Annotated in this window: 17 protein-coding genes, 1 tRNA gene and 1 pseudogene; 8 read left to right on the plus strand and 11 right to left on the minus strand. The window is 57.0% G+C overall.

What is annotated here, in order from left to right; all coding sequences use genetic code 11:
- Positions 1-88 precede the first annotated feature (88 nt).
- Both O146_RS10520 and O146_RS12015 read right to left on the minus strand, forming a co-directional pair.
- Positions 89-355, minus strand: a pseudogene (locus O146_RS10520) (BRCT domain-containing protein); the annotation flags it as partial.
- Between the two features lie 67 nt (positions 356-422).
- Positions 423-1,016: an exonuclease domain-containing protein gene (locus O146_RS12015; protein ID WP_051619167.1), complete on the minus strand. Its 594-nt coding sequence runs from the start codon at positions 1,014-1,016 to the stop codon at positions 423-425.
- A gap of 294 nt (positions 1,017-1,310) precedes the next feature.
- On the opposite strand from O146_RS12015, the gene O146_RS12020 reads away from it, so the two are divergent.
- Positions 1,311-1,922, plus strand: coding sequence for a DUF4230 domain-containing protein (locus tag O146_RS12020; RefSeq protein WP_162163360.1), 612 nt, complete (start codon positions 1,311-1,313; stop codon positions 1,920-1,922).
- Between the two features lie 393 nt (positions 1,923-2,315).
- Here O146_RS12020 and O146_RS10535 read toward each other — a convergent pair whose 3' ends face one another.
- From O146_RS10535 to O146_RS0100480, 8 genes are all read right to left on the minus strand, one after another.
- Positions 2,316-3,407, minus strand: a complete 1,092-nt coding sequence (locus O146_RS10535; RefSeq protein ID WP_051619170.1) for a 5-methylcytosine restriction system specificity protein McrC — start codon at positions 3,405-3,407, stop codon at positions 2,316-2,318.
- Positions 3,394-5,973 (minus strand): AAA family ATPase, encoded by a 2,580-nt coding sequence (locus tag O146_RS0100450; RefSeq protein ID WP_027017377.1) that lies wholly within the window; start codon positions 5,971-5,973, stop codon positions 3,394-3,396. The genes O146_RS10535 and O146_RS0100450 overlap by 14 nt, the downstream gene beginning before the upstream one ends.
- Before the next feature lie 34 nt (positions 5,974-6,007).
- Positions 6,008-8,866 carry a DNA methyltransferase gene (locus O146_RS10540; RefSeq protein ID WP_208853933.1) on the minus strand — a complete coding sequence of 953 codons (2,859 nt, stop codon included), beginning with the start codon at positions 8,864-8,866 and terminating at the stop codon, positions 6,008-6,010.
- 492 nt (positions 8,867-9,358) lie between these two features.
- Positions 9,359-9,850 carry a helix-turn-helix domain-containing protein gene (locus O146_RS0100460; RefSeq protein WP_027017378.1) on the minus strand — a complete coding sequence of 164 codons (492 nt, stop codon included), beginning with the start codon at positions 9,848-9,850 and terminating at the stop codon, positions 9,359-9,361.
- 178 nt (positions 9,851-10,028) lie between these two features.
- Complete coding sequence (locus O146_RS10545; protein ID WP_051619171.1) at positions 10,029-11,345, minus strand: DUF2254 domain-containing protein; 1,317 nt, start codon at positions 11,343-11,345, stop codon at positions 10,029-10,031.
- 357 nt (positions 11,346-11,702) lie between these two features.
- Positions 11,703-12,899: a M24 family metallopeptidase gene (locus O146_RS0100470; RefSeq protein ID WP_081820523.1), complete on the minus strand. Its 1,197-nt coding sequence runs from the start codon at positions 12,897-12,899 to the stop codon at positions 11,703-11,705.
- A gap of 154 nt (positions 12,900-13,053) precedes the next feature.
- Complete coding sequence (locus tag O146_RS0100475) at positions 13,054-14,058, minus strand: MaoC/PaaZ C-terminal domain-containing protein (RefSeq protein WP_027017380.1); 1,005 nt, start codon at positions 14,056-14,058, stop codon at positions 13,054-13,056.
- Between the two features lie 32 nt (positions 14,059-14,090).
- Positions 14,091-15,407, minus strand: coding sequence for a 3-oxoacyl-ACP reductase (locus O146_RS0100480; RefSeq protein WP_027017381.1), 1,317 nt, complete (start codon positions 15,405-15,407; stop codon positions 14,091-14,093).
- 160 nt (positions 15,408-15,567) lie between these two features.
- On the opposite strand from O146_RS0100480, the gene O146_RS0100485 reads away from it, so the two are divergent.
- On the plus strand, positions 15,568-16,863 hold the full coding sequence (locus O146_RS0100485; RefSeq protein ID WP_027017382.1) for an acetyl-CoA C-acetyltransferase: 1,296 nt from the start codon (positions 15,568-15,570) through the stop codon (positions 16,861-16,863).
- Positions 16,864-16,975: 112 nt separating this feature from the next.
- Complete coding sequence (locus O146_RS0100490; RefSeq protein WP_027017383.1) at positions 16,976-19,126, plus strand: acyl-CoA dehydrogenase family protein; 2,151 nt, start codon at positions 16,976-16,978, stop codon at positions 19,124-19,126.
- On the opposite strand, the gene O146_RS0100495 is transcribed toward O146_RS0100490, so the two are convergent.
- Complete coding sequence (locus O146_RS0100495) at positions 19,123-20,151, minus strand: prephenate dehydrogenase (protein ID WP_027017384.1); 1,029 nt, start codon at positions 20,149-20,151, stop codon at positions 19,123-19,125. The two genes, O146_RS0100490 and O146_RS0100495, sit on opposite strands and share 4 nt — an antisense overlap.
- A gap of 39 nt (positions 20,152-20,190) precedes the next feature.
- Here O146_RS0100495 and O146_RS0100500 point away from each other — a divergent pair, with 39 nt between their 5' ends.
- The 5 genes from O146_RS0100500 (at position 20,191) to O146_RS0100520 (ending at position 24,787) form a co-directional block, all read left to right on the plus strand.
- Positions 20,191-20,685 carry a tRNA adenosine deaminase-associated protein gene (locus O146_RS0100500; RefSeq protein WP_023018504.1) on the plus strand — a complete coding sequence of 165 codons (495 nt, stop codon included), beginning with the start codon at positions 20,191-20,193 and terminating at the stop codon, positions 20,683-20,685.
- A gap of 12 nt (positions 20,686-20,697) precedes the next feature.
- The gene (locus O146_RS0100505; protein WP_341860313.1) at positions 20,698-21,327 is read left to right on the plus strand and encodes a nucleoside deaminase; all 630 of its coding nucleotides are present in this window, start codon (positions 20,698-20,700) and stop codon (positions 21,325-21,327) included.
- Positions 21,328-21,384: 57 nt separating this feature from the next.
- Complete coding sequence (locus O146_RS0100510; protein WP_021352757.1) at positions 21,385-21,609, plus strand: hypothetical protein; 225 nt, start codon at positions 21,385-21,387, stop codon at positions 21,607-21,609.
- Positions 21,610-22,030: 421 nt separating this feature from the next.
- A tRNA-Ser gene (locus O146_RS0100515) sits at positions 22,031-22,121 on the plus strand.
- 188 nt (positions 22,122-22,309) lie between these two features.
- The gene (locus tag O146_RS0100520; RefSeq protein ID WP_027017386.1) at positions 22,310-24,787 is read left to right on the plus strand and encodes an MMPL family transporter; all 2,478 of its coding nucleotides are present in this window, start codon (positions 22,310-22,312) and stop codon (positions 24,785-24,787) included.
- The last annotated feature ends 42 nt before the right edge of the window (positions 24,788-24,829 follow it).

Raw genomic sequence — 24,829 nt, forward strand, 5'->3', positions numbered from 1 at the left:
GGCTACTATTAAATCTACTCTAAAGTTACTCTAACATTGTTAGAGTAGAAACCTAATAGCTCGCGATCCATACCACTCGTACGCACGCCTATTCTTCAATTGCGGCGAAGAATTCATTTTCTGTCATCACGGTCAATGTCGCGCCTTTTTCCACGAGCGCTCGGGCTTTCACCATTTTGCTGGAGCCATCCATGCCTGGCCGCCACGTGGTTGGCGAGGGTACCCCGACTACCAGCTGGGTGGTTTTCTTCGTCACTGATTTATCAACCTTGCCGCCTAGCTTTTCGACGAGCTGCTGCACATCCGCGCGCTTCATCCGACCAAGTGTGCCGGTAAAACACACGACTTCGCCTTCTAGCGCGGTCTCATTAGTCCACTGAGTGAGGTCTGCTTCTGGTCGCGCCGGCCGGGTACCGTTATCGTTACCAGACCCCGCGTTGCCGCGGTGCTTGCGTTAGTGCGAAGGTCTTTACGAGTTGCCCCAGGGGCATCTCCAGGTGTCGCAGCATCGCGAGGAATAGCTCGCCGGTAACCCGCGCGTCCTCGGAGGCGTCGTGGTGCGCGAATGCCAGGCCGGGGCAGTAGTCGTGGATCAGGCTTTCGAGCCCGTTGGTTCCGGCAGGGCGTTGCAGCAGGTATCGGGCCATGCGCAGCGTGCAAAGCCGAGGATTTATAAAATCGGGCAGATTCCCCAGCTCTGTGTGTGCTCGCCAGACGGAATAATCAAAAGCCATGTTGTGTGCAACGATGGGGCTAGTGCCGACGAATTCCTGGATGTCGCTGGCTAGCTCCCGCATGGTTGGGGCATCTGCGACGTCGGTTTCTCTAATGCCGTGTACCGAGATGTTGATTGGCTGGAAGTGCTCGTATCCAGGGTCTGGTTTGATGAGTGAGCTGTAGCGTTCAAGTGTTTCGCCGTGGTCGTTCATTCGCACGAGGCCGATCTGGCATGCCGACGCACGCATCTCGTTGGCGGTTTCGAAATCGAGCACAGTGAACTCAGTAGGAAGCGGCATAGGAATAGTATGCACAGCTTAAGCTGTTTTGTCTGGGGAATTCACAGAAAATTTTCTCCATAGTAGCACTGCCGGTAGCTAAACACTTCAATTTTTCATTGCAGTAATTTTGTTCCATGTCGCGAAGATCTTGTTGAGCGAATTTGATGCATCACCGACGACGATGCGTCGGAACAAATAGAGAACAAAAAGATTTCAGCGAGCGCCGTGGTATGTTACCTAAAAAATGGTCGATTTGTTGCCGATTTGGTAACAAGATCGTGACGCGTGGAGGTAAGCGGCGGAATGTCGGGTGTGCTGAAAGTTGTAGTTGGCCTGCTGGTAGGAATTGTTCTGACGGTGGGAGCTCTCTTTGGTCTCAATAAGATGAGCTTGTTGGAGGAGCCGACCCGCTCCATTACTTCGACTGGTATCGGTGGCACCCTCGAGGATATTTCGGAAATGGCCGTTGAACAGTACTCGTATTCCGCCGTTGGCCGCTTCGAGGAGGACGGTTGGAGGGCATTGGGGCTGAGAGTCCCGTTGACAGGAAAGCATTTTCTTATTGCCTACGACGGCGTGGTGAAGGCAGGGGTCAAGAATATTGAGAAATCGGATGTGAGCATCGACGACGTCACCAGCACCGTAACCATCAAGGTTTCTAAGGCGGAGATCCTCTCAAATGAAATTGAGCCTTCGTCCGTGACGGTATATGACCAGTCATTCAACCCTTTGAATCAGGTCAGGGTGGAAAATTATGCGGAGTTCTTGGACGGCGAAGAAAAGCGAGCCGAGGAGAAGGCTAAGCAGAATGGCTTGCTGGATCGGGCGCAGCAGCGTGTGACCGACTTGGTTAAGGCCCAGGCCGAGGCATTCCTGGCTGGTTCGGACAAGGACGGCTACGAGGTGCAAGTGATAATTGCTTAAGGCACAGAGATAATGGGGTGTGACGGCGATGTTAGTTGAGATGAGTAAGCCGAAAGCTCTTGTAGTATTTAATCTGGCCTAAACAACATATTTTGTCGTTTAGGTTCGGTATCTAGGCAAAAGTTCGGGGTTTGAGGCCGCGGGGGAGCAACGCAAAGAACCCCAGGCCAGCTGGGGTTCTTTGGATGAAAGTGCATATGCGCCTGGCATATGCTCGATGCGCAGTCACCATAGCATGCCACCTTTTTCTTTCCAAGTTGCACGTGAGTTTATAAGCGCTCCGCGTTTGGAGCCTTATTTGCAAGAAGTAGGGGCCTGACCTCCGGCGTTATATATAAATCCCATTTAAATTGGTGGCATTTGTACGTGACTGAACATTCCAGCGTTCGCTCGCTATTTTACCGCCGCAAGGGCTGCCTCTCGTACCTTTCGGGCAGAGCCAGTGAGATCTAATGCTGCGAATCGCATCTTGTGCTGGCCGATAGAAAACTCCTGCACATCAGGGAAGTCACTTGCAGACAAATCCGAATGGCCAGCTGGTAAACCCAAAGTCGCATAGACCATCACACCGTGTACCGGAGTCCCAGCAGGCTCGTTCATCGCATAAGCTGTGGCGTAGCTAGTGATCTGATAAATGTGGCCAGATTTTAAAGTTGGTCGGTTATCTTGGCGGGCTGTGGTTGCCATTGAGGTGAATTTTGCATCGACGATAAGATGCTCACTGGACGGCTGTTTAATGATGATGTCGGTTTCCATCTCGGGAATTGCTGCGTTGGAGTTCTCAGTATCTGGCCAACGCATCCGGCGTCCGCTGGTTACTCGGGCGGTAGGTAAGTGGTAGCGGTATAGGCCATATAGAGCTTTTTCAAATAATTTACGAAGTTCGGCTTCTTTGTATGTCCGGTTCCGAAATTCTACTGTGTTATCCGAGGATGCCTTCCCGCCTGCTGGGACAAACAATTCCAGCAAAAGTTTGGCAATCGCCACAGGAGTGTGGTCTCGGGGAGAGAGACGAGACCCTGGATAGTCGAGGGTCTCGATTAGGGTCACGCCGTTGTGTCGAAATGTTTTCACCAATCTGCGACACCGCCGAGTAAGCGCCGTATCACCGAAGCTTTGTACTTTGTGCATTGCCGTGTTCAATGCGCGAAGTAGATAACGGTTCACCGGGCCGTCGAGGCTAAGCGTCTCATATTGGCATCGCACCTTGCCCTTTTCTAATAACCGGTGCCGTGCGGTGTGATAGACATCGATCTTGCCACGTACGCGATTAAGATTTCCGCTTTTAGTCTCGAAGGCGACGCTGAGCTGTTCGCGCATGCGGCGCTCGACAGCATCACACAACATTGAACTTACTAACACAGGAAGCTCAGCATCTGCATCTTCTACTGCAGAATCGCGGATCAATCCACGTTGGTATACCTCCGAGGCGTATAACTGCAAGAGCCGAATGCTGCGCAGCGGCACGTATTTACTGAGACCCATGGAGCATTCCCAGTGCTGTTTCCAGTTTTTCTGGCTGATCAAACCAGTATTCTTCGAGCAATGGCGCCAAGTCGGTGTCGATGATTTCTTGAAACCATCGTTGGGTCTTGTCGACGGCTGGCTCGGTGATTTTCGTGCGCGGTGTGACAAAGCTATGCCCGATGCAAAATGGCGGGCCAAGTGTGGGATCTTCACTGATGAGAGCGTTGACCTGTGTAATTTGATTCGCAATAGAGCGAAGTTCACCCGTATCGTGGCCTCGTTTTTCTGCAAATTCTAGCCAATTGCTTCCCAATTCTGGCTTGAGAGTCGCGAAGGAGAATCGTCGTCGCAATGCAATATCAAGGCCAGCCAACGATCGGTCTGCTTGGTTCATAGTGCCGATGACATAGAAATTTTCCGGCAGGTGGAATGGGTCGTCATCATCTTGTGAATAGATTAAGCGTAGTGCGTTATCCGGGTTGCGTTTGTCAGCTTCCAGCAATGTCAGCATTTCGCCGAAGATTTGTGCTGGGTTACCACGATTTATTTCTTCAATGATGAAGATATGCTTCTGCCCTGTATCTTCTTGGGCACGCTGGGCTGCCTTCATGAAAGCGCCATGTTGGAGTTCTAGCCGACCATCATGTGCTGGACGATATCCCATGACAAAGTCTTCGTATGAGGTCGACGGGTGAAACTGTTGCGTAGTGATGTTCTCGTCGTTCTCTTTGCCGATCAAGGCATAAGCCAGCTTGCGGGCAAGCCAGGTTTTGCCGGTCCCCGGTGGGCCTTGCAGGATCAGGTTTTTCTTTTCGGACCATCGACGGAGCAGTTTTTGGATTTCTCTGTTTTCTAAAAAGGCACCTTCAGCGCGAATATTTTCATAGGTATAAGACGCATCCTCAGTTTTATTCTCTTCATTAGTTAATTCCGCCGAAGGATCGGATTCAGGCATTTCGGAAGGTCCAGTGGTGTAGGCTGCGGCAGACAATTCCGCAAAGTTATCCGGTGTATCTTCCGACTCAGTCATCCAGGCTTGGACTTGTTCCAGAGCCTCTAAGTAAGACTGGCCGTCTCGCACTTGGTTGGTGAATCCAGGACCAAGCACATTTGGGGAATTCAAATAGTTTCGTGTTCTGCTATCGAGGGTTAAGAAGGTTCCAGGGCGGAACCAGTAAAGGCCCATCGTATAGGCGTTGATGCTGTGACCATCGGTGGTTAAATCAAATGCTTTGATGAACTCTCTACGGCTGCTGGATTCCTCGTAATGTATGCCAGCGAGGAACAAATCCCATGCGGCGTTATAAAATTCCGGATTACCAATATCCGCTGGTTTTGATTCAAAGCGAGTGCTTAGATTGTTGCGCTCAGGAACACCATCAAATCCTGTCGGTACGGGAGCATCAATGCCAAAAGTGTCTTTATAAACCTTGCAGATCGCAATTTTATTTGCGACTGTGATCTGCCGGTTAATAATGGCGAGAACAGTAAATGGATCAATGTCTGTTGCTTCACGACGCTCACCGTCGACGGTGGGGAGCGTCCATAAGTTCTTGAAGAGAGAAGGGCGATCTGAGCTTTCTGCAGCTTCGGTTAGCCGCTTAACTAGGGAAGCACGGTCATTGCGGTAATTCCCAAGTTTGGTTCCTAGTTCTTCAAAGAACTCATCCCAGTCAAGGATTGCTACTGAATTTTGCGTGAGATCTGATTCTCGCTCAGGGTCACCATCACCGTCTAAAACTTGTTGAAAGCGATCAGCGGCATCATTTCGGGTGATTTTGAAGAAAGTCAGGCCGCCTCTGAGCGAATTCCTCAAGTCTCGGCCCAATTCTTCCCGGGTGATCCACTCATCATTCCACTCAACCGGCAGTTTATTTTGTGCTTCGGGGTCAGACTCGTTGGGGTCAAAGTATGCTTTACCAGTAACGGTTCCCACATAAAGTCGACCTTGTTGAAGCTTGCTGGGCATGACGACGGTATCGCCGGGCTCGATCTCATTGCGGAAGCGAATATATTGATTAGCCTGGGAGATAATTGATTTAGGGGGAAGTGCTGGGCTTAATTCTTCGATAGCTGATTTTACGCTCTCGATAGTTGATGCTTGCGCTGCTGCAGCTCCAAAATTCATCCCAGGCAAAACAGCGGATTCGTCGAGAGAACGTTCCTCCCGTTCACCATTGCTACCGGTTCTCAGCACCCACACAAAGCGAGGATTTTGTTTGTTGACCTTCTTCCATTGATAGTACTGTTCGCGTAATTTTCTACGCTGTTTTTGATTTAAGGGGTAGGTATTCTGCGCGGCCCATTGAGTACCATCATCCGTAATTCTGGTTATTCCGTGTGCAATCTCGGTTAAGAGCCCCATCCGTCGGCTATAACCTATGGCCCGCACGATGCGACGGTCAATAAGGGTTTTCCCTTGTTGTGGCTCTAAACGGGTTTCTTCCGGGAAGTCTCGTTCGAGAATGGGCTTCACGACAGCAAAGTATTCTTTGCGGCGGCGTGGTTTACCGTCGCTAGCTGCTTGTAACAGTAATGGGACAATGTCATCCCAGGACATTGGTGAAGAACTATCAGGGGACACGAATTGCTCCTAAAGGAATTGGCGACCGACCGTCTTAGCTAGCCAGTTTCGAATAGTTTTCAAATAGCAGCTCTTGCCGTTGTCGCTCTGAAGTAAGTTTTCGGGGTGCACCGAATGCTTTATCGACTTCCTTGTCGAGGGCGTCGTGGGCCTTAAGTAAAGCCGGATCCATGGCGAGCGGGTTGTAGTGATCTGCAAGTGATCTTTCAGGATGAAGTTCACGTGCTTCGAGGATTTTCTGGCCGGCTGCAATGATTCGTTCTTTACTAGTGCTGTCGAGTTCTGGCACTGGAAAAGTGTTCCAAGTCAATGTACTTGAGAAACGTAAATCTGATTTCAAGCGGCCACCGACCGTTTGCTGCCAGGTTATAAACATTGAGGATGAGATGAGTGCAAAGCTAAGCCCAGTAGGGTCTTCAACAGTAAAGGCGCTATCGCTCGTTATCGTGTCCGCAGAAAATTGCGCTGCAGTAAAGAATCGGCGATTTTCGCTTACAACCCGCGGGATGCACAGATAGTCAACAGTTGGGCGCTTCGAATTTGGGCGAAAGAGGTGTGGAATGGTTCGTAGCTTGTATGCATCGCCACTTGGAGAACTTGATTCACGAAAGTCACGACAGCCTGTGACTCGTTCATAAAGCAATTTAGACTGTTGAAGATCGGAAGGGTCAAAGTTTTCATCGTCCATCCACAAGCACCAACGGTCTAAACCACGAATAAGTTCACGAGAGCCGCGGTAGGGACGTAAATACTTTGCAGCGACGGTGTCATTAACGAATTCTGGATAGTTTTCAGCCTCGACGATCAAATGCCCACCATCTGTTGGTTGTGAGCCTCGTGTTGCAGGAGGAAGCTGGTTGTTAAGTGGTTGCATGCGTTTAGATATCAAGATATTCGGACCATCAACCAGATAAGCATTGATGGATTTCTCCACCGGAACGAGGACAGCTTCGCCACGAACGTCCGGGTAATCCCACAGACGCGGCTTCACACTGGTGTTGCGGCTGAATCCTACGATCACACAATGCACCGCGGCCTTGCCTGGGGCCTCCGAATCCCAGCTAAACGTACGGTGGGCAAACTTGATGCGCCAGTGATCCCGGAAGATTGGGCCGAACAGTGCAGGAACCGGCTGGCCTTGTGTAATCGAGTTCGTAGTTACGTAGGCGAACTCGCCGTGGCGCGTCTGTAGTACGTTCAGTGCTTGCGCGTGCCAGCCAGTGACGTAATCCAGGTAGCCGTCGTAATCCTTGCCCCAGACACGCTTCATATCAGCCGTCTGTTCCTTAGTCTTGGTGTACTGCCCAATAAACGGTGGGTTACCAAAGATATAAGTCTGGCCACTAGTTTCTGGCAGGATCTCCGCCCAATCCAGCTGCAGAGCATTGCCGTGGTGAATGTGCGCGGTGATATTGATAGGCAAACGTTCCGGAGCTAGCCCGATGGCGTCGGCAAGCTCCCGGTTTGCCTGATGATCCACCAAGAACATGGCAGTCTCGGCAATCTTCGCCGGCCACCAGTTGATCTCAAAACCATAGAACTGGTCAATGGAAAGCTTCTGCTCCCACGAAATATCAAAAGTCATGCTGCCCGCGCTGCCCTCACGCTCACGGATAGCAACAATCATCTCCGTCTCAATCTTGCGCAGCTCGCGGTAAGCCACAATCAGGAAGTTTCCGGAACCACAAGCAGGGTCGCAGTAGATGTTGTTCGCCAGGCTATCGCGGAACTCGCGCAGCTTCTTCACGCTCGTGGACTTCGAATTGATCAAACGGCGAGCCTCCGCGCGCAACTCATCCAGGAACAACGGCTCGATCGTCTTCAGAATATTCTTCTCACTGGTGTAATGCTCACCAGAATGCCGACGCGCTTCCTTCGATTTCACCAACTGGAACAAAGAACCGAAGATGGCGGGGCTTATTTGAGACCAATCGAACGAGCAAGCATCGACAAGCACTTGGTGCATCTGCTCATCGAAGTATTCCTTAGGCACATCACCAGCAAACAAACCACCGTTGACGTACGGGAACTTTGCCAAATGCTCCGGCAAACGACGCGGACGCTGCGACTCCGGCTTATTCAACACATCATTAAACAACGTGTTCAGATCACCAGAAAGCTCACCGACGCCATTAGCATTAATCACCAAATCCGCGAACAAACCCGGCTGCCACAGACCCGCATTATCGCCGAAGAGCAAAAACAGCAGCCGCGTCAGATACATTGAGGTTTGTTCGACGCGCTCGTCTTCATCCTCCGGATTCGTCGGAGCAGCATCGCCGACTGCCTCATCCACATCATCGTCATTGAGCGCACGGAACAAATTCGCCATGATCTCCGAAGCCGCAATGGAGGCGCGCTCTTGCTCACGGTGGCTGACAGACTCGTAACCAGCCAGGAACATGAACTTCTCGGCATGATCCAGCAACTCATCCAAGCTGATGGTGACATCGAAACGTTCATCCTGTTCACCCAAGCGATTCAGTCGGATCTGCTCAAAATTCGTGCACATGATGTAGCGCGGCCACTGGTGCTCCTTGATGGTGCCACCACGCAGATAATCCAGCGCCTGCTGGTGGGCGGCATCCAGATCCACATCCAGCGACTTTGCCTCACCAATCAACTTGTTGGGCATAAAGAAATCAATACGGCCGTGCCCGCCGGTGCTGCTGCGCTTAGCAGTCTGCTCAAAAACATTGAGGTAGGTGGCATTAATACCGAAGCAAGAAAAGAAATCTGTCCAATATTGCTGCGCGTATTTCTGCTCCGTGCCGGACTCATTGGTCTCGCGCCAGGCGGCGATTCGTTCTCGCCAGCGCACCACAAATTGTGAGAGGTTGTGGCGGATGGTTGAGCGTTCCAGGCGTTGCGTGGTGGATGTGGCGCGAGTCATTGCTCCATTATCGCAAAGCCGGTGGGGTAACGCAGGTTTAGCTCAGGTTAGGTGTGCTGTGAGCTGGCAGGGCCTGCGGCGTCGTCAAGCAACACGTTAAAGACTTTCGTGGGGTGATCGGCAGTTTGTTGACATTGCAGCGGGCCATAGTCGCTGATCTCCAAGACCGCTCACGCAGTCAGCGCAATATCGCAGTGCAGCACCAGGTGGGCTAGGAACGCTACGAGTTCGACTCGTGCCTTCCGAGTTGCGCAACCTGTCCTTCTTCATGCTGGGCGAGCTGGGCGCATTGCCGAGCAATATGCCACGACACGCCCACCTGCGGGGCCATAGCTGGGCACGTGGGGTGCATCGAAAGGTTCTCTGCCAGAACGGTCTTCTACGAGATGGACCACCTAATCCTTGGCATCCTGGGTAATCTTCTTGGGCAAGTTCGAAGATTTTCCCATCTACTCAGACGGAACAAAACCTGGGGCGTTCAGCCGAACCTTGCTATTCCATTCCCGGCACTCCTTCTGGCATACGCCAAAGTTTTCTGCCGATAGGTGTGATTCTTGTTTCGGGTTTAATTTTGACGATGAAGTTTTCATCGCTTTCTGCACGCGGCACATACGCAAACCCTGGTGTAGTAATCAGTCCCGGTATAGCCGGATACCCTGGGTTGTAGTCGATTACACTGCCAAAGTGGTGAACCTTACGTAGAACCCCGATCACCTTCTTCACGGTGCCAAGGCTTACAGAATCTGTGTCCAGATTCCACAAACCAACAACCCTCAAAGCTTGGTAAAGATTGTTTTTGGTGAACTCTGGTTTGATCGGCCACGGAAAATTTTCGGTAACAATCGTTCGCAACGGCTGGTGACCAGCCTGCTTGGCCAGTTTGTGAATGTACTGTCGGGTCACCCCGTACTCGCGCGCTAGCTCTGTTTGGGTCATGCCCTGGGCAAGGCAGTACCTGACTGTTGCTGGGTCTATGATGCTCATGTCTCTTCTTCTTAGTTTAGTCTGTGCGCTTAGTCGTCGATTCGTTCGCGCCAGCGCACTACAAACTGCGAAAGATTGTGGCGGATTGTTGAGCGTTCTAGGCGTTGCGTGGTGGATGTGGCGCGAGTCATTACTCCATTATCGCAAAGCCGGTGGGGTGGCGCAGGTTTAGTGCAGATTAGGTGTGCTGTGAACCGGCAGGGGCTGCGGCGTCGTAAAAATTGGTCTGTGCGTGTTCACGGAGCAGCTGCATATCGCGTGCACTGAGCTGGTCCTGGGCTTCTTCCAGGATGGTGGCGACGTGCCGCTCCGCGCGCTTGGCAATCTCCGGGTCCTGTGCATTGACGCGAATGTGATGGGCCAGATCTATGAGAGCCTCTGCCACAATTCGGAAGCCCAGGGCATGCGGGCGCACGTGGTCAAATGGCATATCGACGATCTCCCGGATAGTCACCGGGCGCAGGTACACGCGGGGTGCGCCGGCGTCGTCAAGCAGCACATTCGCGTCCTCGCTCCGGCTGACCGCTGTGACAATGCCCGGGGTGATCTGCTGGAACACCGTGATCGCGGTATAAGGATCATCCGTGCCACCCGCCATCGCACGCAAAGCCAACTCCACCAACTGCTGCTGCGCAAAACGCAAATCCTGCTCCGTGGTGCGGGAAGTACTGAGATGCAGGTGATCGCGCAAGGCCTTGGCGACGGCGTCGGCACGCTGTTCCGGCCACACCTGAGCCAGCGGCGCACCTTCCACCACGTGATCGCCCGGGCGTGCCAACAGGCTGACGTTCACGTTGCAGCTTTCGGCATCACGACGCAACATGTCGTAATCGATGCGAGTCAAAAACCCACTCTGGTGCGCGGCAACCAGCCCGCCGCCTTCCGTGGGCGCCGGGAAGCACTCGACACCGTCGTCGTCTGGATCATGCCAGGTGCTTTTAATCGTGCGTTCAAAATCCTTACACGCCTGGGTGCTGATAGTTTCGATCTGCACCGAACTGGCGATGTGGTGGATAAACCAGACAAAAACAAAAACATCGATAACGCCGAAAACAATCGCGGCATTAACCGCCATGTGCGGGATGAAGGACTCGCCATCACCGTCATCAGCGGACTTGATGGTGCGCAACACCAGCAACGTATAAACAAACGTTGCGGTGAGAACCCCCAGCACAATTTGGTTATTGCGGTTGCGCATAAAATTGCGCACCAAACGAGGGCCATACGTCGTCGACGCAGTACTGATCACCGAAATGGTGATGGAAAAGGCCGTACCCGCCACACCCAGGAACGCGGCGACGGCAGAAAGCAGCGAACGCGCACCGTCGGCACCCGTGGCGAACAACAGATCATGCAGGAAACCCGGCAGCTCATAGTCAATGTGGTCCAAGCTGACGAGCATCTGCGAAAGAACAATGGCGGCCATGACAAACAAAGCCGGGACGAACCAGAACTGTTCCGGGATCGTGCGTACAAATGCCAGTATTTTACCCACTCGTCAAGGCCTTTTCTTTGGTTGTTATCTGGTCTGTTTTCCCGCCTGGCCGTGCATTTTCGGCGATAACGTCTGCTGCTGGGAAGACGGTACGGGCTTTCGCAGCATCCTCAGTTTCTTTTCAGCATGATACGGGATCTTCCCGTCTACTCAGATGGAACAAAACCTGGGGCGCTTCACCCCTAGAAACGACCGAAGAAAAATGAGGACCGGCCCTGGACTGCTACGAAGAGCAGCGGAACCGGTCTTGATAGTACAAGCCTATGTGATCGAGTCGTGCTTAAGCAACGGCCCCGAGATCAAACTGAGCTTCAAGACTTTCCCGGGGCATAGATTCAGCTCGCGAAAGCTCGAGAATTACCGCAACTCGCGGGGCTGCTGGTTCAGGTGGCGTGGGCCATCTTCTTCCAGCACCACAATATCTTCCAGGCGCATGCCCCACTTGCCCTCGACATAAATGCCGGGCTCGATGGAAAACGTGAAGCCTTCCTGTACCTGCTGCTTATTGCCCTCCAGGTAGAACGGATCCTCGTGCGTCGACAAGCCAATGCCGTGGCCTAAGCGGTGGCTGAAGTTCTCGCCATAGCCGGCTTCTGTGATGATCTCGCGGGCAGCACGATCAATCGACTCCGCCGTCGCTCCCGGCTTCGCGGCCTCGCGGGCAGCGTGGAACGCGCGGGTAACAACCTCGTAGGCATCGCGGAATTCCTGCGGGGCCTTGTCGACGGCACCATCGACCACATACGTGCGGGTGGAATCCGAGCGGTAGCCATCGCCAAAAGCACCGCCCAGGTCGACGACCACCGGCTCGCCCGTGTGCAGCACGCGGTCCGAGAACGAATGGTGCGGGTTCGCGCCATTTTCGCCACAGCCGACGATGATGAAATCGATGCTGTGGTGCTCCTGCAAGATCAGATCATGCAGCTTATCGGCCACTTCGCGCTCGGTGACGCCGTCGCGCAGCAGCGCCGGAACCTGCTCGTGCACGCGGTCGATTGCTGCTGCGGCGGCCGCTAGCTGCGAGATTTCTTCCTCGCCCTTGGCTAACAGCAACTGGCTCATCGCATCCGAACCCAATTCGATGCTGTGGTTCGGCAACGCAGCATCGAGGCGCAACACGTGATCGGCAGTCATCGCGTTAGCCACCGCTACAGCCTTGTGTTCGCTGTTTTCCTCCAACAGTTTGCGGGTGATCTCATACGGGGACTGCCCGTCGCGCCAGGCCTCGAAGCGGAAGCCGAGCTCGTCCAGGTTTTCCTGCTGCAGCGTCAGCACGTCGGTCTCCGGGCACACCGCCACTGGTTCTTTGCCCGCGCGCAGCACCAGGAAGGTGGCGCGCTCGTGGGAACTAAACGTGGAACCAGTCAGGTACTGAAACTCTGGGCCCGGGCTGACCAGGAAACCCGCCAAGTTCTGCTCGGCGACGATTTTTTCCGCTTTGGCTAAGCGAGCGCGGAAATGATCCGCGGTGACGGGGATATAAGTGCTGTTAGCGGCAGAATTAGCGGCGCCAGCAGCAGATTCAGCGGCGGTGGAATGATTGTGAGACGACAAAACCTAGGCCTTTCGGTTCGTGGTGTTTTCTCGTTATCTATGAACGGGTTTTCCCGCCAGAATAACAGCGAATCGGGCCTAGGTTTCTGGTGTGTGAGGAGTATAAAACTCCCGGCAGGTGCCAGTCGAGCGTTAGTTGAGCGCTAGTCGAGTGCTAACTGAGAGCCTCGAACTTGCCGATGGCGTGCACCTTCTGCGGATCTGAACCCTTGGTTACCTGTGCGTTCCAGGTAGCTGGGGTGTCGGTGGCTGGCGCCTCGGTAGCAGCGGCGTCGGTAGCTGGGGTGTTGGTAGCGGGACCTGGTTGGGTGCCTTCGCCGCGGAACGTGTAATACGCGATGCGGGCAGGCAGGATCACTGGCTTTTGGAATTCCACCGTGTAGCGCAGCGCGCCGGGCAGTTCGCCTTCCAAACCAGCGACCATCTTCGCGGCTGTCCACATGCCGTGGGCAATCGGGGCCGGGAAACCGAAGGCCTTCGCACCAATTGTGGAAACGTGCAGCGGGTTCTTATCACCAGAGGCTTCCGCGTAGTCATCAATGATGTCGCGGTCCACCTTCCAATTCACCGTGGCGGTCTCGTCTGCAACGTCCAACCGCTCCAGCAAGGAGCCGGAATCCTCGCCGCGGGTGCGCACCTCATTCGGCGTCTGCGCAGAAAACTTCGCGCCCATGCCCAAAAATGCGGAGGTCTGGCGCCAAACCAGCTCACCGTCGACAGAGATCTCACTGATGAAATCCACCAACAAACCCTTGCGGTGCGGGCGCAGGTTTTCTGCGTGCACGCGCAGGGTCAGCTCGTCGTCAATGCGCAGCGGGCGGGTCTGTTCAATCTCGTTGGTCAAATGCACCATACCGGCCGCGCGGCACGGGAAGTCCGGCGCCAGCATCACCTGCAAAAACAGCGGGAAGGACAGCACGAACGGGTAAGTAATCGGCAGTTCGCTGCTATAGCGCAGGCCAGTCGCGCGGGTATAGGCGGCCAGGTGCTCGCGGTCCACAGTGAAATTCGCGACCTCAAACGCCGCCTGCGGGTCACCAGTGGCGTGGCGCTTGGTACCCAACACCGGCAGAGTGTCCTTGACGACGCCGCGCAGCAGCTTCGACATGTCGGGGACTTGCGCCAGCTTGGTGTAGTTGCGGGAATTCTGTGCAGTCATAAACAAGACCCTTCCTATTCCTCTATGCCTTCCTACGCGCCCATCATGTTCTGGCCACACACGCGCACGGCATTACCGTTGACTGCGCGGGAACCAGAGCTAGCGAAAAACGCGACGGTTTCTGCAACATCGACTGGTAGACCGCCCTGGTTCAGCGAGCTGATACGACGGCCGATTTCCCGCGGGCCGGTAGGCATGGCGGCAGTCATCGCGGTTTCGATAAAGCCCGGGGCCACAGCGTTGACGGTGCCGCCAGCAGCCGCCATTTTCTCGGCCAAAGCGTCGACAAGACCGATCATGCCGGCCTTGGTGGTGGCGTAGTTGGTCTGGCCACGGTTACCGGAAATGCCAGCCATCGACGAGATGCCGACGATATTGGCATCTGCTGCCAGGCCGCCGTTTTCTAGCATCTGCTCGGTGATGCGCACCGGGGCCACCAGGTTGATGTTTTGCACCATCTGCCACTGGCCTTCGTTCATGTTCGCCAGCAGCTTATCGCGGGTGACACCAGCGTTGTGCACGATGATGTCCACGGCCTTGCCGTAACGCTGCTGTGCGTGCTCGGTGATGGCCTCGGCGGCGTTATCTGCGGTGACATCCAGTGGCAGGGCAGTGCCTTTGACCTTGTTGGCAACCTCGGCCAGTGCCTCGCCAGCCGGTGGGATGTCGATGCAGATGACATCAGCGCCATCGCGGCCCAGCACCTCAGCGATGGTGGCACCGATACCGCGAGCGGCACCAGTAACCACGGCCAGCTGGCCCGCCAGCGGGCGTTCCCAGTCCACGTTCTCGTTCTCGGTCGCAGAAACGCGAATAACCTGGCCGGAAACAAAGGCAGATTTGCCAGACAGCAGGAAACGCAGAGTGGATTCCAGTGCAGTGATAGGCGCGCCGGGCTCAACATAGACCAGCTGTCCGGTGGCGCCCTTGCGCAGTTCTTTAGAAATAGAACGAGAGAAACCTTCCAGGGAGCGCGCGACGATGCGGGCATCACCTTCCAGGTCATCCGGGTTATTACCGATCACGACGACGCGCCCCGAAGCGCCGAGCTTGCGCATCTGCGGGTGGAAGAAATCGTAGAGCTCGTGCAGCTGTTCCGGGCGGGTGATGCCGGTGGCGTCGAAGACGATGGCGGCGCGCTTGGAATCCGCCTCGGCGTCGAGAAGCTGGTAGTCCACCTGCAGTAGGGAACGGATGTCGTCGGCAAGATCGCCACCACCTACCACTACGGGACCATCCAGGAAGGGCTCGCCAGGAGTGTAGCGGCGGAGCTTGGTGCCCTGGGGGATGCCGAGTTTTGCGCCAAAGTCTGAGTTAATGACGCGTTCCAACATGGATTTTTTCGCCATTATGGGCCTCCTGTAGGGGGTAGAGACGAATTGTACGAATGGTCATGCGTGATTAAGGTTACACGAAATTGTGTAAAGTGAATCCTGGCACCCTATCCTAGGGTCATGGAAAAACTGCAGCAAGCAGACTGTTTTCTGAGACAAAACAAGGGAGAAAATTATGACCCAGCGCCGAAAAGTCGCGATCTTGGGCGGCAACCGCATCCCGTTCGCCCGCTCGAACAAGGAATACTCCTCCGCATCCAACCAAGATATGCTCACCGCAGCCCTTAACGGCCTGGTAGCGCGCTACGGGCTGCAGGATGAGCGGGTCGGTCAAGTCACTGCAGGCGCCGTCCTGAAACACTCCCGGGACTTCAGCCTGACACGCGAATGTGTATTAGGCTCCCCGCTTGATTCGCAGACCCCAGGCACGGACATCCAGATGGCCTGCGGCACCGGCATCGCAGCAGCCGTACACGTGGCCGACGCCATCGCAGCCGGACGCATCGAATCCGGCATCGCCGGTGGTGTCGATACCACGTCTGACGCACCACTGGCCGTCGGTGACCGCTTGCGCCGCACCCTCCTGGAACTGTCCCGAGCCAAAACCGCCACCCAGCGCCTGAAGCTGATCGGCTCCATCCGCCCGAAAGACCTGGCACCAGAAACCCCACGCAACTCCGAGCCACGCACCGGCCTGTCGATGGGTGAGCATGCCGCAATCACCGCCCGGAAATTCGGCATTTCCCGCCAGGCGCAAGACCAGCTGGCTGTGGAATCACACCAGAAGCTGGCCAAGGCTTACGACGAAGGCTTTTTCGACGACCTCATCACCCCATTTTTGGGTGTCACACGCGATACCAACCTGCGCCCAGACTCCACCGTCGACAAGCTCGCCAAGCTCAAGCCAGTATTCGGCAAAAAAGACGCCGAACGCCACGGCGCCCAGGCCACGATGACCGCTGGTAACTCCACCACGCTGACCGACGGCGCCTCCGTCGCCCTGCTGTCCAGTGAAGAATGGGCTGAGCAGCACAACATCCCCGTCCGCGCATACCTGGTGGATTCCGAAGTAGCCGGTGTGGACTTCGTGCATGGCGACGACGGCCTGCTGATGGCACCGACCTACGCCGTGCCACGACTACTGGAGCGCAACGGCCTGAACCTGCAGGACTTCGACTTCTACGAAATCCACGAAGCCTTCGCCTCCCAGGTCCTGGCCACCCTGGCAGCTTGGGAAGACGAAGACTACTGCCGTGAAAAGCTCGGTTTGGACCAGCCACTGGGTGCTATTGATCGCGACAAGCTCAACGTCAAAGGATCCTCACTGGCAGCCGGACACCCATTCGCAGCCACCGGTGCACGCATCCTGGCAACCGTCGCCAAGACCCTGGAAGAAAACGGTGGCGGCCGCGCACTCGTATCCGTCTGCGCCGCTGGTGGACAGGGCATTACCGCGATCGTTGAACGCTAAACGCTGAATGCTGAGCGCTAAACGCCGAATGCTGAGCGTTGAATGCTGAGCGCTAAACGCTAAACCAGCGTGAGAACAACCTGAGCAAGACCCTCCTGGAAGGAGAACCCCCATGAACCGCATCGCAGAATTTGCCAAGAACCTGGGCAAAGATTCGGGCAAAGATTCGGACAACGGCGTTAAAGACAACGGTGCTAAAGGTGCTGGTGTTAAAGACGTTGACCTGGAGACCAACTCGGCCAAGGGCACCCCGGAGCCGTCCTCGCCGCGCACCCTGCCGACGGAACCAGACCACTCCGCCGCCGGAGAACTGCAGACACTTCTCGACGGTAAAGCCGCCCCCTACCGCAAAGCAGTGCGCGAGACTTTGGAAGAAAAAGACCTCAAGCTTGACCTCGATGGCGGCATCGATGCGGTACGCGACCGCATGTACGAGCACATCAAGTTCCTGGTGGAATCCGGCGAATCCCGCCACTCTTTTTCTAAGGAAAACGGTGGTTCCGGCAATGCGCTGGCTGCGGTGTCCGGAATTGAGACCATTGGTGCGGTTAACCCATCGCTGACCATCAAATCTGGTGTGCAGTGGGGCCTGTGGGGTGGCGCGGTCGACAACCTCGGTAGCGAGCGCCACCGCCACTACATCGAAAAGATCCAAAACGCGGAACTACTCGGCTGCTACGCCATGACCGAACGCGGCCACGGTTCCAACGTACAAGAGCTGGAAACCACCGCGACCTACGATCCAGACACCCACGAATTCATCATCAACAGCCCAACTGACTCGGCCCGCAAGGTCTACATCGGCAACGCGGGCCGCGACGGCCGCATGGCTGCTGTATTCGCGCAGCTCTACACCCCAGGCGAAGAAGAATCCCACGGCGTGCACTGCCTGATCGTGCCCATCCGCGACGAGGACGGCAACCCACTCGACGGCGTCGAAATCGGTGACCATGGACGCAAGGGCGGCCTGCTGGGCGTGGACAACGGCACCCTGCTGTTCAACAACGTGCGCGTGCCACGCGAAAACCTACTGAACCGCTTCGGCGACGTCGAAGAAGATGGCACCTACGTCTCGCCGATTGACTCGCGCAACCGCCGTTTCTTCACCATGCTGGGTACGCTGATCCGCGGCCGCATCACCGTCGGCGGCGCCGGTCTGGCAGCCACCCGCACCGCCAGTGATATCGCCATCCGCTATGCCAACGGCCGTCGCCAGTTCGAAGGCGGCGAAAAGGGCGTCGAAAAGCGACTGATTGATTACCGTCAGCACCGCCGCCGCCTGCTCATCCCGCTGGCGCGTACCTACGCGCTGACGCTGCTGCAAAACCGCATCCTGGAACGCTACGACGACATGCTGTCCAAGCAGGCCAGCGGCCAGTGGTCGGTGACCGACCCCACCGAAGAGCAGCTGTTTGCCTCCCGCGAGATGGAATCGCTGGCTGCCGCCGTCAAGGCCGCATCCACCGAGCACGCGAACAAGACGCTGCAAGAAATGCGCGAAGCCTGCGGTGGTGCCGGATACATGTCGGAGAACCTGCTGACCACCCTGCGTGCCGACGCCGACATTTACTCCACCTTCGAAGGCGACAACACCGTGTTGATCCAGATGGTGGGCAAGCACCTGCTGACCGCCTTCGGCCGCGATATGCAGGACCTTTCCCCATGGGACATGGTCAAATACGGCGTGGAAACTGCCGCGGATACTGTGCGTCGCCGCACCGGCATCCGCTCCGGCGTGCAGTCCGTTATTGATCTGGTCTCCAACCGCGACGAGGACTCGCTGTTCGACCCCGGTTACCAGGTCAAACTCATCGAAGACCGCGAGCAGGCCGTGCTGCGCTCGCTGGTGCGACGCATTGCCCCGGCCCGCAAGGCAGACCGCGCTGAGGCCGCCGAGATCGTCGACAAGACCCAGGACCACCTGATTGCTGTGTCCTGGGCGCACGTCGACTCGCTGCTGATGCGCACCATGGTGGAAGCCGAATTGGAACTGCCAGAAGGCTCGGCCGCCCGCCAGGTATTCGAGCAGGTCCGCAGCTTGTTCTTCTTCGACCTGCTGATCAAACACGCCGGTTGGTACCAGGAGCACAACATGCTGCCATCCGGCCGTGTGAAAGCCGCCCGCGCCGCCATCAACGACCTGGTCGACTCCCTCGGCCCATGGTCGCAGGTGCTTTCTGAGGCCTTCGCGACGCCGAAGAGCGCATGGAACGTGCCAATGCTGAACGACGGTGGCGTCGACGGCGGCGACAACAAAGCCTAGAAAATCTCCATCCGGCCGCCGGTCGATTCCGTTTGCCGGAGCTGGTTCACCCAGCCCGGTGAACCCGGATGGAACCGCAACACCGGGCGCGAGGAAATCTTCACCGGCGACACCGACTCACGGCGCGCGCCAGTGCGTGCCTCCAAACGGCGCCGTGCCCGGTTACCCGCTACGGCGAGTTCACGGATCGACGGCGGATCCTGCGACAGCGTGTCGTGGGCTTCGGCTAATAACTCGATCGCTTCTTCCAGCGCCTCGCACAGCGCCACGGAGTTCGTTTCACACATCGCCTGAATCAATTCTGGGTTCGTGCCTGCCACGCGCGTGGCGTCTTTAAACGAACCCGCAGCCAGCGACTGCGCCAAAATCCCGCCATTATCGCCGGTCACCGACAACGCCAACGCCATCAAATGCGGCAAATGCGAAACCCGGGCGACGGCGTGATCATGATTGACCACCCGCGCCGGGATGGCCTCGGCGCCAGTAGCGCTCGCCATGCGCACGACGTCGGTAAACAGCTCAATCCAGCCCGTATCAATGGGCTGGCCATTTTTTTGTTGCTGATCAGCGTAGTCATAGGTAATTGCCCAGGTGGCGCGCTCAAACAAACCTTTGCGTGAGGCATTCCACCCCGACTCTGAGGTTCCCGCCATCGGATGCCCACCGACATAGCGCGCCTCCATGCCACGCTTGCGGATCTCCGCATACACCTCCCACTTCACACTCACGACATCGCTGATGCCGCAGCTGGGGGCGTATTCCGCGATCTGATCCAACACCGCGCCCACCGCAAACATGGGCACCGCGACGACGATCAGCGCATTGTCTTCCTCCGCCCGACGCAGCACACGCGGTAAATCGTCGGAAACGTCATAGCCTTCCGAGACCGCTTTGCGCGCGCCGGACGTCGAGCGGTTATAGCCGAAAGCAGTATCGCCAGCTGCGACTAAATCGCGCAGCAAAGAACCTCCGATCAGCCCGAGACCGACTAAACACACTGGACGCGAAATTCTGGAGGATAGCACGGTATCAATTTTGCCAGAATGCGACTAGTCTCACGAGGTATGAACCAGCAAGATTTTGGCCCGAGCTTCTCCGTCGTCGTCACCACCGTCGATGGCGCCTGGACTGTGCGCAGCTACGCGGATGATTTCGACGACATCGACACGTCCATCACCCAGGTGCGCAATCTGCGTTCGGAATCGGCTGCTTTCGCGATGCTCTGCGTTGACGACGACTACTTCGTGCTGGTCCGCCCCACGCCCGGCGGGGTGCGGCTGCTGCTTTCCGACGCCACGATGGCCGTCGACGACGATTTCGCCGCCTCTGTGCTGGACCGCATGGACATCGACGTGCCGGATATCGCGGTGGAAGAACTCGACGAAATCGAAGGCTGGGCCGACGGCGACTTCGCGATACTCGCTGACCTTGGTGTTTCCGAGCAGATGCTGGAGGTCATGACCGACAACCTGGACGAATCCCCCAGCGACCAGCTGGTGCGCATCGCCGAAGAGCTCGGCTTTGACGAAGAATTCCTGGACGTCACCGGGCTGGATTAGAGGGTCCGTTTCGTGCTTGACGACGCAGCGGCGGACGCGGTGCCTGGCGACGCAGCGGCGGGCGCATCGCCACGCCCAATGCGCCGGGTACCTGGTGACGCATCGCCGCGCCGGGTGCTTGGCGACGCAGGGACGCGCTCAGCGGATGGCGGCACAGCGCCAACCCGAGTGCTCCCAGAGCAATCCGCGCTCACTCGCGCACGTTCCCGCATGGACCGTGCTCTTGCAGCCGCGCGCGACACCCCGGCCGGGGACATCCCGGTCGGGGCAGTCGTGTTTGGCCCAAGCGGCACACCGATCGCGGCGGCCACCAACCGTCGGCAAGCGGACAATGACCCCACCGCGCACGCCGAAGTGCTGGCGCTGCGTGCGGCGGCAGAAAAACTCGGGCGCTGGCGTTTAGAGGACTGCGAGCTCGTGGTCACCCTGGAACCCTGCGTGATGTGCGCTGGGGCCGCAGTGGCTGCGCGGGTGGGCAGCATCGTGTTTGGCGCGTGGGAACCGAAAACCGGGGCGTGCGGGTCATACGTGGATGCGGTACGCGCGCCCGGAGCCTTGTACGTGCCGGAAGTCCGCGGCGGGGTGGCAGAATACGAAAGTCAGCGGCTAATTCACAGCTTCTTTTCAGACTTGCGGCGGTGATCTCCGGTACAGTGGTTCCTGTTAGCTTCACAAACGTTTCCTAGGAGGGAAAAGATTATGGCTGATGCAGAAAGCTTCCTGGATAAGGCTAAGGCTAAGGGCAAAGAGATCGTTGGCGAGGTTTTCGACAACGACCAGATGAAGAACGAAGGCAAGGGCGAGGCTGCAGCTGCTGAGGCTAAGGGCACCGCTAACGACGCCAAGGACAAGGTCGAAGACAAGGCTGGCGACCTGAAGGACAAGGCTTCCGAGACCCTAGGCAAGCTGACCGACGACAAGTAAATTGTCTGCTTAAAACACCCGGTTAGCTTTGCTGGCCGGGGTTTCCGCCCGTTCGCGTGCGGTGCATTGTGCACCGTGTGCGGCGGGCGGTTTTTGCGTGTTTGGGGCGTGCGGTGGGCATGGCTTTTGGGGCGCTGCGTCGGCGGTGCGGGCGTAGATGCACGCCGACGGCTGCGCTGGAGCTGGGGTTCGCACTGATGCCAGGGTTCGGCGCTGATGCCTGGATTTGGGGTCTGTTTTGGTGCATTTTTACAAATAGTGGTCGGTTTGGGGCCTGTTTTGACCGACTATTTGTAAAAATGCACCAAGATTCCTATTTGCCAGCCGTCAACCCGCCGCGGCAACTCGGACGTCAACCCGCCGCGGGATTTGGACGCCCCGGATTTGGACACAGCCCGCGGTCTGTTCTATCCTTATCGGCGGTGGCGTGTCCGAGCGGCCGAAGGTGAACGCCTCGAAAGCGTTTGTTGGGTAACCCCCAACCGCGGGTTCGAATCCCGCCGCCACCGCCATTTTTTCGAGCAGATCCTTAAACCAAGGGTCTGCTTTTTTAATATCGACAACAGTGCTCGCTAGCAGCATTGGCTTGATCATGACGGTGGCATGTGCACACCAACACCTGCGTACAACGCCATGTTCGAAACCGCAACGCGCTAGCAGCAGCGCACAAGATGAGGCAAGACGAGGTAAGGCGAACAACGTGGCAAAGTTTTTGTACCGGCTGGGATTATTCTCGTTTCGCCATAGCTGGAGCGTGATCATCGCCTGGGTCGTGATCCTCGCGGCCTCCGTCGGCGCGGCATTGAGCCTGTCGGGTTCGTTCACCGGCGATTTCGAAATCGATGACACCCCGACGATCGACACCACCAAGCGCGTCGTCGAGCTGTTCCCCGAAGACGGAAACCCGGCCGCCGCAGCCACGGTGAACCTGGTGTTCCAAGCCCCGGAGGGCGAAAAGCTCAGCGATCCGGACAACACTTCCGCGATCGACGAGGTGATCGCCAGCCTGGAAGAAAACCTGGTCATCGAGAACGAGCTGCGCTTCGGCAACCCGGTCACGCTCTCCCCGGAGCTGGTGGAAACCGTCGAGCGCATGGGCGTCGAACAGGGCCTGCCGGAGGAAACCGCCCGCCTGGACGCGGAACACCTGCGCTTGCTGAACGACGACGAAACCATCGGCTGGACCACCTTCAAATTTGATGCACCGAACGCCTATGAGGTGCAGCCGGAACAGTACGACGCCGTCTACCAGGCCATGGATATTGGCCGCGACGCTGGCTTGACGGTGGAAGCTTCTGGTGAGGGATTCGGTGACCCGATCGAGATCGAGTTGTCCAACGAGTGGATTGGTTTGTCCATCGCGTTCTTGGTGTTGGTGGTGACCTTTGGTTCGTTGATTGCGGCGATTCTGCCGATTATCACCGCGATTGTGGCTGTGGGCATTGGTGCTTTGTGGGTCATCACGGCCACCGGTTTTGTTGAGCTGAATGACATGACCCCGGTGTTGGCGCTCATGGTTGGCCTGGCTGTCGGCATTGACTATGCGCTGTTTGTGATGTCGCGCTACCGCAGCGAGCAGCAGCGCCTGCCGAATGACAAGGCCATCGCCCTGGCTTGTGGCACCGCGGGTTCGTCGGTGGTTTTCGCGGGCCTGACCAACTTCATCGCGCTGGCCATGTTGTGGGTTGCGCAGATCGAGTTTCTTACCGCTATGGGCTTGGCCGCGGCAGCGACCGTCGCGCTGGCTACCGTTGTCCCGTTGACGCTGCTGCCAGCTATTTTGGGTTTGCTTGGCGATCGCGCCTTTGGCTTCGCACTCCCCGGTATTGCGGGTCGCCCGCGTCGCAATGGCAAGAAAAAGCAGGGCCCGACGATGGGCCGACGCTGGGTGGGGTTTGTGCAGCGTTTCCCGGCGCTGTTGTTGCTGCTGGTCGTGCTTGGTTTGGGTGCGGCTGCTACTCCGTTGACGCGCTTGGAGCTCGCGTTGCCGAACGACACCACTGGTAACCCGGAAACCACGCAGCGCAAGGCCGCGGATTTGAAGGCGGAGGGGTTTGGTCCGGGCACGAATGGTCCGTTGTTGGCGCTTGTCGACGCGCACACGGTCAACGAGGATGCTGTCGCGCTGCAGTCGCTGATCGAGTTGCAGGGGGAAGCTGAAGAACTCACCCGCGAGGATAAAGCCGCCCGCGCGAGCTACCTGTACACCGTCAATCAGATCAATACTTTGGCCGCTGTCAACCATGCTCAATTGGTTGCGCTTGCCGACGACGGCCGTGCCGCCCAAATCTTGGTCACCCCGAAAACTGGCCCGGCTGATCCCGCCACCGTCGACCTGGTGGAAAACCTCAACCGCATCAACGCGGAGGTGGAACGCGCCACGGGTGTTAGCGTCGGCCTGACGGGCTTGACCGCGGTGCAGGTGGATATCACCGAGCGCCTGGCTCAGGTTATGCCGGTGTATCTGGCGGTAGTCGTCGGCGTGGCTGTGCTCTTGTTGATCATGGTTTTCCGGTCTCTGTTGGTGCCGCTGGTCGCTGGGGCCGGGTTCCTGCTTTCGGTGGGCGCGGCTTTTGGCGTCACGGTGCTGTTTTGGCAGGAAGGTCTGGGCGGCTTCGTCGACGCTCCGGGGCCGTTGATCTCGTTTATGCCGATCTTCCTCATTGGCCTGACTTTCGGGTTGGCCATGGATTATCAGATCTTTTTGGTTACCCGCATGCGGGAGGCTTTCGCTGCGACGCACGGGGATGGTTTGCAGAAATTCGCCCGCCACGACCCGGATGCGCGCGATTACAACCAGATCGACTATTCCACCATTGCTGGGTTTAGCCAGGGCGCGCGCGTCGTCACGGCGGCAGCCGTCATCATGATCGCGGTGTTCGTTGGTTTCATTGGCCAGCCGTTGCCGTTTATCAGCATTTTCGGTTTTGCGTTGGGTGTGGCGGTGCTTTTCGACGCCTTCTTCATCCGCATGACTTTTGTGCCCGCCGCGATGTTCTTGATGGGGCGCGGTAACTGGTGGTGGCCGCGTTGGCTGGACAAGGTGACCCCGCACCTGGATGTGGAAGGCACTAGCCTGGAAGATGACGACGAGGTGGCGGCGCTGGATCGGGAAGAGCAGCAGAGTGAGCATGCGATGCGCAACGAGCAACCCAGCAAGCATCGCACAATAAATTAAACACGGCACGATAAATTAAGCGCAGCACGGCATATTAGCCAC

The sequence above is a fragment of the Corynebacterium pseudodiphtheriticum DSM 44287 genome, from assembly GCF_000688415.1.
Lineage (GTDB): Bacteria > Actinomycetota > Actinomycetes > Mycobacteriales > Mycobacteriaceae > Corynebacterium > Corynebacterium pseudodiphtheriticum.

Excerpts from the sequence above, each read along its gene's own strand:
- O146_RS10535 (WP_051619170.1), bottom strand. The coding sequence starts at position 3,407 with ATGGGTCTCAGTAAATACGTGCCGCTGCGCAGCATTCGGCTCTTGCAG.
- O146_RS10540 (WP_208853933.1), bottom strand. The coding sequence starts at position 8,866 with ATGACTCGCGCCACATCCACCACGCAACGCCTGGAACGCTCAACCATC.
- O146_RS0100460 (WP_027017378.1), bottom strand. The coding sequence starts at position 9,850 with ATGAGCATCATAGACCCAGCAACAGTCAGGTACTGCCTTGCCCAGGGC.
- O146_RS0100475 (WP_027017380.1), bottom strand. The coding sequence starts at position 14,058 with ATGACTGCACAGAATTCCCGCAACTACACCAAGCTGGCGCAAGTCCCC.
- O146_RS0100490 (WP_027017383.1), top strand. The coding sequence starts at position 16,976 with ATGAACCGCATCGCAGAATTTGCCAAGAACCTGGGCAAAGATTCGGGC.
- O146_RS0100500 (WP_023018504.1), top strand. The coding sequence starts at position 20,191 with ATGAACCAGCAAGATTTTGGCCCGAGCTTCTCCGTCGTCGTCACCACC.
- O146_RS12015 (WP_051619167.1), bottom strand. The coding sequence starts at position 1,016 with ATGCCGCTTCCTACTGAGTTCACTGTGCTCGATTTCGAAACCGCCAAC.
- O146_RS0100485 (WP_027017382.1), top strand. The coding sequence starts at position 15,568 with ATGACCCAGCGCCGAAAAGTCGCGATCTTGGGCGGCAACCGCATCCCG.
- O146_RS0100480 (WP_027017381.1), bottom strand. The coding sequence starts at position 15,407 with ATGGCGAAAAAATCCATGTTGGAACGCGTCATTAACTCAGACTTTGGC.
- O146_RS0100510 (WP_021352757.1), top strand. The coding sequence starts at position 21,385 with ATGGCTGATGCAGAAAGCTTCCTGGATAAGGCTAAGGCTAAGGGCAAA.